The organism is Acinetobacter sp. YH12138, assembly GCF_015218525.1.
Taxonomy (GTDB): domain Bacteria; phylum Pseudomonadota; class Gammaproteobacteria; order Pseudomonadales; family Moraxellaceae; genus Acinetobacter; species Acinetobacter amyesii.
In genome coordinates this window covers 1-6,280 of record NZ_CP048677.1, presented here as the reverse complement: position 1 = coordinate 6,280, position 6,280 = coordinate 1, and the positions used below count along the sequence as shown (strand labels likewise).

The 6,280-nt window shown below is 33.2% G+C and carries 11 protein-coding genes; 1 reads left to right on the top strand and 10 read right to left on the bottom strand.

Annotated elements, in window-relative coordinates; all coding sequences use genetic code 11:
* Window positions 1-624 precede the first annotated feature (624 nt).
* The 3 genes from G0029_RS18060 to G0029_RS18050 all read right to left on the bottom strand — a co-directional run bounded on the left by G0029_RS18060 (window position 625) and on the right by G0029_RS18050 (window position 2,497).
* Window positions 625-939, bottom strand: a complete 315-nt coding sequence (locus G0029_RS18060) for a hypothetical protein (protein WP_180108336.1) — start codon at window positions 937-939, stop codon at window positions 625-627.
* A 390-nt stretch (window positions 940-1,329) separates the two neighbouring features.
* Window positions 1,330-1,644, bottom strand: a complete 315-nt coding sequence (locus tag G0029_RS18055; RefSeq protein WP_180036197.1) for a hypothetical protein — start codon at window positions 1,642-1,644, stop codon at window positions 1,330-1,332.
* Window positions 1,645-2,164: 520 nt separating this feature from the next.
* Complete coding sequence (locus tag G0029_RS18050) at window positions 2,165-2,497, bottom strand: hypothetical protein (protein ID WP_180110336.1); 333 nt, start codon at window positions 2,495-2,497, stop codon at window positions 2,165-2,167.
* Window positions 2,498-2,693: 196 nt separating this feature from the next.
* On the opposite strand from G0029_RS18050, the gene G0029_RS18045 reads away from it, so the two are divergent.
* A complete protein-coding gene (locus G0029_RS18045; protein WP_180110335.1) occupies window positions 2,694-2,960 on the top strand; it encodes a hypothetical protein in 267 nt (88 codons plus the stop codon).
* A gap of 106 nt (window positions 2,961-3,066) precedes the next feature.
* Here G0029_RS18045 and G0029_RS18040 read toward each other — a convergent pair whose 3' ends face one another.
* From G0029_RS18040 to repM, 7 genes are all read right to left on the bottom strand, one after another.
* A complete protein-coding gene (locus G0029_RS18040; RefSeq protein WP_000985610.1) occupies window positions 3,067-3,348 on the bottom strand; it encodes an addiction module antidote protein in 282 nt (93 codons plus the stop codon).
* The gene (locus G0029_RS18035; RefSeq protein WP_000286964.1) at window positions 3,349-3,651 is read right to left on the bottom strand and encodes a type II toxin-antitoxin system RelE/ParE family toxin; all 303 of its coding nucleotides are present in this window, start codon (window positions 3,649-3,651) and stop codon (window positions 3,349-3,351) included. It abuts the gene before it with no gap.
* Window positions 3,652-3,736: 85 nt separating this feature from the next.
* Window positions 3,737-3,970, bottom strand: coding sequence for a DUF6500 family protein (locus tag G0029_RS18030; RefSeq protein WP_111885980.1), 234 nt, complete (start codon window positions 3,968-3,970; stop codon window positions 3,737-3,739).
* Window positions 3,971-4,038: 68 nt separating this feature from the next.
* Entirely contained in the window at window positions 4,039-4,380 is a 342-nt protein-coding gene (locus G0029_RS18025; protein ID WP_104472901.1) for a hypothetical protein, read from the bottom strand.
* A gap of 195 nt (window positions 4,381-4,575) precedes the next feature.
* Window positions 4,576-4,719 carry a hypothetical protein gene (locus tag G0029_RS18020; RefSeq protein ID WP_180108338.1) on the bottom strand — a complete coding sequence of 48 codons (144 nt, stop codon included), beginning with the start codon at window positions 4,717-4,719 and terminating at the stop codon, window positions 4,576-4,578.
* A 20-nt stretch (window positions 4,720-4,739) separates the two neighbouring features.
* Window positions 4,740-5,288, bottom strand: a complete 549-nt coding sequence (locus G0029_RS18015; RefSeq protein WP_227591951.1) for a plasmid replication DNA-binding protein — start codon at window positions 5,286-5,288, stop codon at window positions 4,740-4,742.
* A gap of 59 nt (window positions 5,289-5,347) precedes the next feature.
* On the bottom strand, window positions 5,348-6,280 hold the full coding sequence (repM, locus tag G0029_RS18010; protein WP_180108337.1) for a replication initiation protein RepM: 933 nt from the start codon (window positions 6,278-6,280) through the stop codon (window positions 5,348-5,350).

Below are 6,280 nucleotides of genomic sequence, written 5' to 3'. Positions count from 1 at the left end.
GTTATTAGTCTACTTTTTTATTTCTGAATATAAATCTATATAAAATATTATGTAGTTAAATGCAAGGTAAACGTAGTTAAATCTACAAAAAATAATATGAAGACTTATGGTAGGTAAACGTAGTCATATTGGTAGGTAAACGTAGTCATATTGGTAGGTAAACGTAGTCATATTGGTAGGTAAACGTAGTCATATATCATCTGAAAGCCTTGTAAACAAAGGCTTTCAGAGAGTCTAAAAGCATTAAAAACTTTAAAAATAATTAAAAGCCCAGGCAAGGAAAAATTGCCCTTGGTTTTCGCTTCGCTCAAACTCTATTGAATCTCGCTTTCGCTCGATTCGTCGGGGCAATTTTTTTGGCTCATCTCGTTGTGACTTCAATAAAAAGCAAAAGCACGATGAATTCGCTTCGCTCATAGAGCTTTTTTACTCGCTACGCTCGATCTAGGCTCAATTTTCTGCATGTGATTTACGCTTATTTAGGCTTCACAGCCTAAAAAGCTGTTTTTCAGAGGGTCTAAGCGCGAATTTCAGCGATTTCACTCGTAGACACTCGTTCTGTATCTTTCTTTATTAATCGAGCTGTCATCGCATTTAAAGACGTTTTAAAGGGCATATGATTTTTTAAATAAAATCTTTTTCTGCTGTATGTGGATCATAAGAAAAAGAAGGGGTTTGATTCATCAATTTTTGTTGATCTCTTTCTTTATGAGGTTCATTTTTTGCAGCTTCAATGTTGTGTCTTTTCCCCTGGTGAGGCGTTTTTTCGCTGATGCCCATTTTCTGCAAGTTTCTTAATACAGCACTGTAAGAAATATGGTTGGCGAGATCGGGTAAATCGGCATGTATTTCTTTAACGGTGAATCCCGCTTTTAACCGTTTTTCTATTTCAGGCAAAGCTGCTGTGATAAATCTTTTGGCGCCATGTCGAGTAACCATTCAGATCTCCTCATTTCTATTTTGATGCGATTAAGTGCAATTATATGCGATCAAGAGCTTTTATATGCAACTATGTGCTTTTAAGTGCGATTATAAGATTTTATAAGCTTTTCATCTTTTTTATGTACGATTATATGCGATTAAGTGCGAAACATAGTGAGGGTGAAACAGGCAAGATGTGTAATGTTATATAACATGGCAAGCCCTGGTTATATAAATTACCCGACTTATTCGCTTTCAGCTCAACGTGGCATCTTGTCCTGCGGAGCTGTTGGCATAGCCAAAATTGATACGCCAAAAGATCATCAAAAGAGGTGTAATTTAAAAAAGTGTATGGTCTGTTGCCTTGTATAGTGGCGTTAGCCGCCACTGCGTATAAGAGATTTTATGTTAAATACTTAAAACATCATGCTCTTTTATTTCTAAGAAAACATGTTGGTCAATTTCTGCATTTGAGTTGCGTATAAAATCTTTAGCCATAGTATTAATATGAAGATGACTTTCTTTGTGAACAATATTAAATAATGATAATAAGTCTTTTTTGTGATGTGAGTCATAGTTATTTTTAAAATCATTCAACTCAGTATCAATTTCTAATTTTATTTGTTCAATAAAATGCTTTCGTGAACTTTTATTGTTTACTTTATAAAATAACTGTGTTTTCTCATAAGCTCCTTTATGAAAGATCATTTCATAAATTTTCATTTTAAATTCTACTCAAAGTTATTGATATAATTAAAATTTAAAAAACCAATTTCTCTTGGGGAAGAGAAATTGGGGCGCGGAATTCTTAACCTTAAGTAAGGCCAATCACCAGCAATTTTGTTGCAATAATCACATTATATTTCAATTTTGACGTATACTTCAATAAAAAAATATACAGATCTGTATATTTTCGCCATGAAAAATAGAATTTCCAGATATGAATCTAAGAACCTATCCAGAATATTTTCTATGCAAAAGTAGCCTTAAAAAGGCTAAATTAATTAACGGAACCACATTGCTTGAGAAATCAGGAAAAACGCAAAAATGAATATTTTTTAATCAATTTTATTGGCAAGAAGTATCAAAATTGCTTAAAAAGAAACCGACTTGTTTCCAAGTCGGTTTTTTGTGGTTTTTTAGGGGGATGAAAAATTTTTAACTATATGAAAAACAAAGATATTTTAAAAATCATTTCGTATAACCTCTATTATGTTAAATAGCTAGTATAGAAGTTATGTTTTTACTCAAATTGAGCTAAAAAATAATCTTGTAAATATTCAATTGGTTTACCCTCATAGAGCAAAGAAAAATCACCATCGTGCTCTTCTAAACTTGAGCTGCCATCAATAACACCTAATACATTACTAATTGTATCAATCATTACTTGTCGTAAGATTGAGAAAAAGATTTTCATATGTTCGTCTGGTAAAGTATTAAAAAAACTTATTGCTTCAAAAAAATACGGATCTTTTATTTTTGATGGTGAGTAGTCAGTGAATAATCCTTTATAGATTTCTAGATTTTCATTAATAATTCCTTTTTTGAGCAGATTAGCTAATTCTTCTGAGTCCATACTTTTACCTTTATTTTAGTTTCGTATAACAGCCATTATGTTAAATAGAGAGTTTAAAATTGGTCATATGATGCTTTAAATCTTCGAGCGTCGATAGAGGTATTTTCTCAAGTTGAGTACTATCCAATATCATCTGTTAAAAATGATGTTATAAAACAGGAAACCTATAATTCATCTTAAATAAGAGGAAGTAATTTTGAAATTAATTAATTGTTTACAGCAAATAAACCAAAATTCTTCTGAGGATATATTGTTTGTGGAAGAACCTTGGACAATCGAAGCAAATACCCAAATTATTACAGATGAACGGGGTCAAACAGTACTTAATATTAATGGGAAAAAATATACATATTTTTTAGAAGTTTTTATTATTAATGAATTATTTGAAGATCTTTACGGAGAAAATATGACCTTCGAAAAAAAGTGCCAACGTATTATTGAATATGCTAGTAATGATGCTTAAAAATATAGAAAATTTTTCAAAAGTTAAGAATTTCTAAAATTAACATAATACACGTTATACGAAGTTGAAAAAGGGAGCTTAAAGCTCCCTTTTTTACTAGTTTTTTTTAAATTGCTAAGCGTAAATTCAGTGCTTTTACGACTTTAATAACAGTATCAAAGCTTGGATTTACATCGCCAGAAAGTGCTTTATAAAGACTTTCTCGACCTAAACCTGTGTCTCTTGATAATTGAGCCATTCCTTTAGCTTTAGCAATATTACCTAAAGCTTTTGCAATGAATGCCGCATCACCATTAGATTCATCGATACAGGCTTGTAGGTAAGCTTGCATATCTTCTTCTGTTTTAAGATGTTCAGCACTGTCCCATTTACGAAGTTTGATAGCCATTTACAGCTCCTCCTCTAAATCTTGTGCTAATTGTAGGGCAAGTTTTATATCTTTACTTTGCGTAGACTTGTCTCCGCCTGCTAAAAGAATAACGACTCTTTGCCCTTGCTTACAGTAATAGATCCTGTAGCCAGGTCCAAAGAAGAAACGTAATTCAGAAACACCTTCACCTACTGGTTCAGTATCTCCAAAGTTTCCATCTTCAACCCGATCAATTCGGACTTGTATACGTCTTTTTGCCTGCTGGTCTTTTAACTTAGTAAACCAGTCATCAAAGACTTCAGTGGTATATATTGAGTACATAAGAGTAATGTATCCTATAGGATACATTCATGCAAGAAATAAACTTGAATGTATGGGGCTACAACAGAATTTCGTATAACCGCCATTATGTTAAGTTAAGCGAAGATTCACTTAAAACAAGAGCTTTAATTTTTACGGCTTTTTCGAAATGATCTAATTTATGTTGCATGATCCACCAATTAGCTGCTTCCATTAAAAGCTCAGGATTATCATTTTTATTCTTGAAAAAGGCATAGAAAGATAAACCTACGCTATCTCCTTTCTTCTCAATTTTCTCATTACATCCATGAATAAATATTTCTCTTAACTCTTTTCTCATGTTTTTAACTTTCTCTAAAATTAATTACGAAGCCCCGATCTAAGATCAGGGCTTTATTTATTTCTACCTTACATTTCAACAAGTATTGATTCGCCTGTAGAACAGTCTCCATTACGCCATTGCCAGTTTTCAATTAACTTAATTTTTCCATTGGCTTGGATCTCAATCTCAGTATTACATTCACCTATACGTAATTCATTCATCTCATTGATGTGGTGGTATGCCATAGTGAAAGTTTTTTCAGAAGTCATGAAACCTAGTAAATGTCCATTGGTAATACTGCCACCAGAATAGGTAGCTTCTATACGCTCACCTACTTGGTAATAATTAAAAATAGTCTCGTGAGATACTTCTCCATTAGATGTATTTTTAGCATTTACAAATTTTTTATTATTTAGATTTAAGTTCATTTCTACTCTTTAATTTCCCTAAAATTAACATAATACACCTTATACGAAATGCTGTTTTTTATTTCATATAAATCATTGCCTTATGCTTATATAAAAAGCCCAATCATCACAGATTGGGCTTTTTTAGTGATTTGTCATGTTCCACGCCTATTCTTTGATCATTGTTCCACAACTTTGATTAGCTCAATTGAATAATCAGGATGCCTGATCTTTTTCTTTTTGGCGTTCATCCAGCTCTTTCTTCAGCGCCTTTTGATCCTGGTACGATGCAATCAGCATGATTGGGATCAGCAGCGGGGCCACAATAATGCCCAGGGCAATGTCTTTCAGTTTCGGCATGATCTCTCTCCCTTGATTGCTCAGTCATGATCAAACACAGCATTCAGCACACGGCCAAATAAGCCACGTTTTTTTAATTGAGTTTGATGTTTGCTATCTAATTTTTTTTGAATTTTCTGTTCTTCAGGTTGGATATTTATTGCTTGGGTATCTGCTGTATTTGTAGCGATAGGAGTCGTTTGCTCATCATCAACTCTATCATCAGTATTGGACTGTTCTAAATTGCCTTTAAATTCGATTCTATGAGTCAAATCTTCAATGTGTTGCATCAAGGATTTTTCTCGCTGATTCGCTAAATCTAACTGGCTTTTAAGCAAATTAATTTGATCTTTTAATACCTGTTCAATTTCAGAATGAACGTGTACAGATACATTCTTTTGAACGTGTTCAGTACGTGTACTTTGCTGTACACCGATAGGATTACCATAAACTCTGATGAGTTCTGATAAATCTATGAGACTATCACTATCCCTTGATAATTCACCATTTTTTAAAGCTTCATAGATGGTAGTTCTTGATTTTTTGAAAGCTTTACTAGCGTCCATTACGCTAAATTTTGTAGTGTTCAATACAATCCCTCTGTTCATGTACAAGGATGTTCAGGTGAACATATTACTGAACATTATCTTTATTTTGTTTGAAAGCCAACCTTTACTAGATATGGGTATAGTTCTTTAAATTTTTCAGCATCTAATAGCATTTCGGCAATTCGTACAGCAAATTGCGGATAGCTTTCGGTGCCTTGAGAGTACTTACTCATTTCAGGCAGTTCTGACAATTTATTAGCAAATAAATGACGCTGAGCATCTGTTAACTTGGTGAAAATATCTGAGGTGTTTTGATCTCTAGCTTCTTGATTCGGTTTGTTAACGTTTTTCTTTTGCTTGAATGAGAATGACAAGCCATAAATTGAACGCCCTTTTTTATGCTGCTCATACTTAACAGTGATATCTGTAAACTCATTAACTTGAGCTATGGCGAGATGTAAGACTCTGTCTTTAAAGTTCCCCATTCTTGTGTACTCATCATCAAGCACACCAATTTTTTTTCTAAACTCTTCAAGCTCTATAACTGGAGTTTGCCCAGTGCTACGCCATGCGATTAATAATTCATATAAACGTACAGCATAAGCACTACTGAGATTACTCACTTGCTGTAATTCATACTTAGTGAACTGTTCTTCGAGCTTAGTAATTAATGGAACAATAGCAGGTGCAAAAATTAACTTAACAGTCGCTTCAGCATCAATATAACGAATCTCACTAACCCATCGGCTTAGTACGTTTTCGATGTTTCCTCGTTTATTTATTTCTTGATAGCTAAATTGTCTAGCAAATAAATCTTTTGAAGCATCCTTTAATGCTTGATAGGCAGTCTGTCTTGCAACATTGAATTGATTGATATAGCTCTCTGCGTGGACTTCTAAAGGGTTGTTTGCATTAATTCCTTTACCACTTTCTCTTGCTTCAACAATAGCTAAAAGAATAAGTCGCTGTTCAACTAGATCTAGGTTATAGCTTGCGTTAATTAAAGCATTATCTTTTACAACTAGATCTCGCAT

Bases quoted from the DNA above. Each gene is read 5' to 3' on its own strand.
- G0029_RS18040 (WP_000985610.1), bottom strand. From the start codon at position 3,348: ATGGCTATCAAACTTCGTAAATGGGACAGTGCTGAACATCTTAAAACA.
- G0029_RS18025 (WP_104472901.1), bottom strand. From the start codon at position 4,380: ATGAACTTAAATCTAAATAATAAAAAATTTGTAAATGCTAAAAATACA.
- G0029_RS18060 (WP_180108336.1), bottom strand. From the start codon at position 939: ATGGTTACTCGACATGGCGCCAAAAGATTTATCACAGCAGCTTTGCCT.
- G0029_RS18035 (WP_000286964.1), bottom strand. From the start codon at position 3,651: ATGTACTCAATATATACCACTGAAGTCTTTGATGACTGGTTTACTAAG.
- G0029_RS18055 (WP_180036197.1), bottom strand. From the start codon at position 1,644: ATGAAAATTTATGAAATGATCTTTCATAAAGGAGCTTATGAGAAAACA.
- G0029_RS18020 (WP_180108338.1), bottom strand. From the start codon at position 4,719: ATGCCGAAACTGAAAGACATTGCCCTGGGCATTATTGTGGCCCCGCTG.
- G0029_RS18050 (WP_180110336.1), bottom strand. From the start codon at position 2,497: ATGGACTCAGAAGAATTAGCTAATCTGCTCAAAAAAGGAATTATTAAT.
- G0029_RS18030 (WP_111885980.1), bottom strand. From the start codon at position 3,970: ATGAGAAAAGAGTTAAGAGAAATATTTATTCATGGATGTAATGAGAAA.
- repM (WP_180108337.1), bottom strand. From the start codon at position 6,280: ATGCGAGATCTAGTTGTAAAAGATAATGCTTTAATTAACGCAAGCTAT.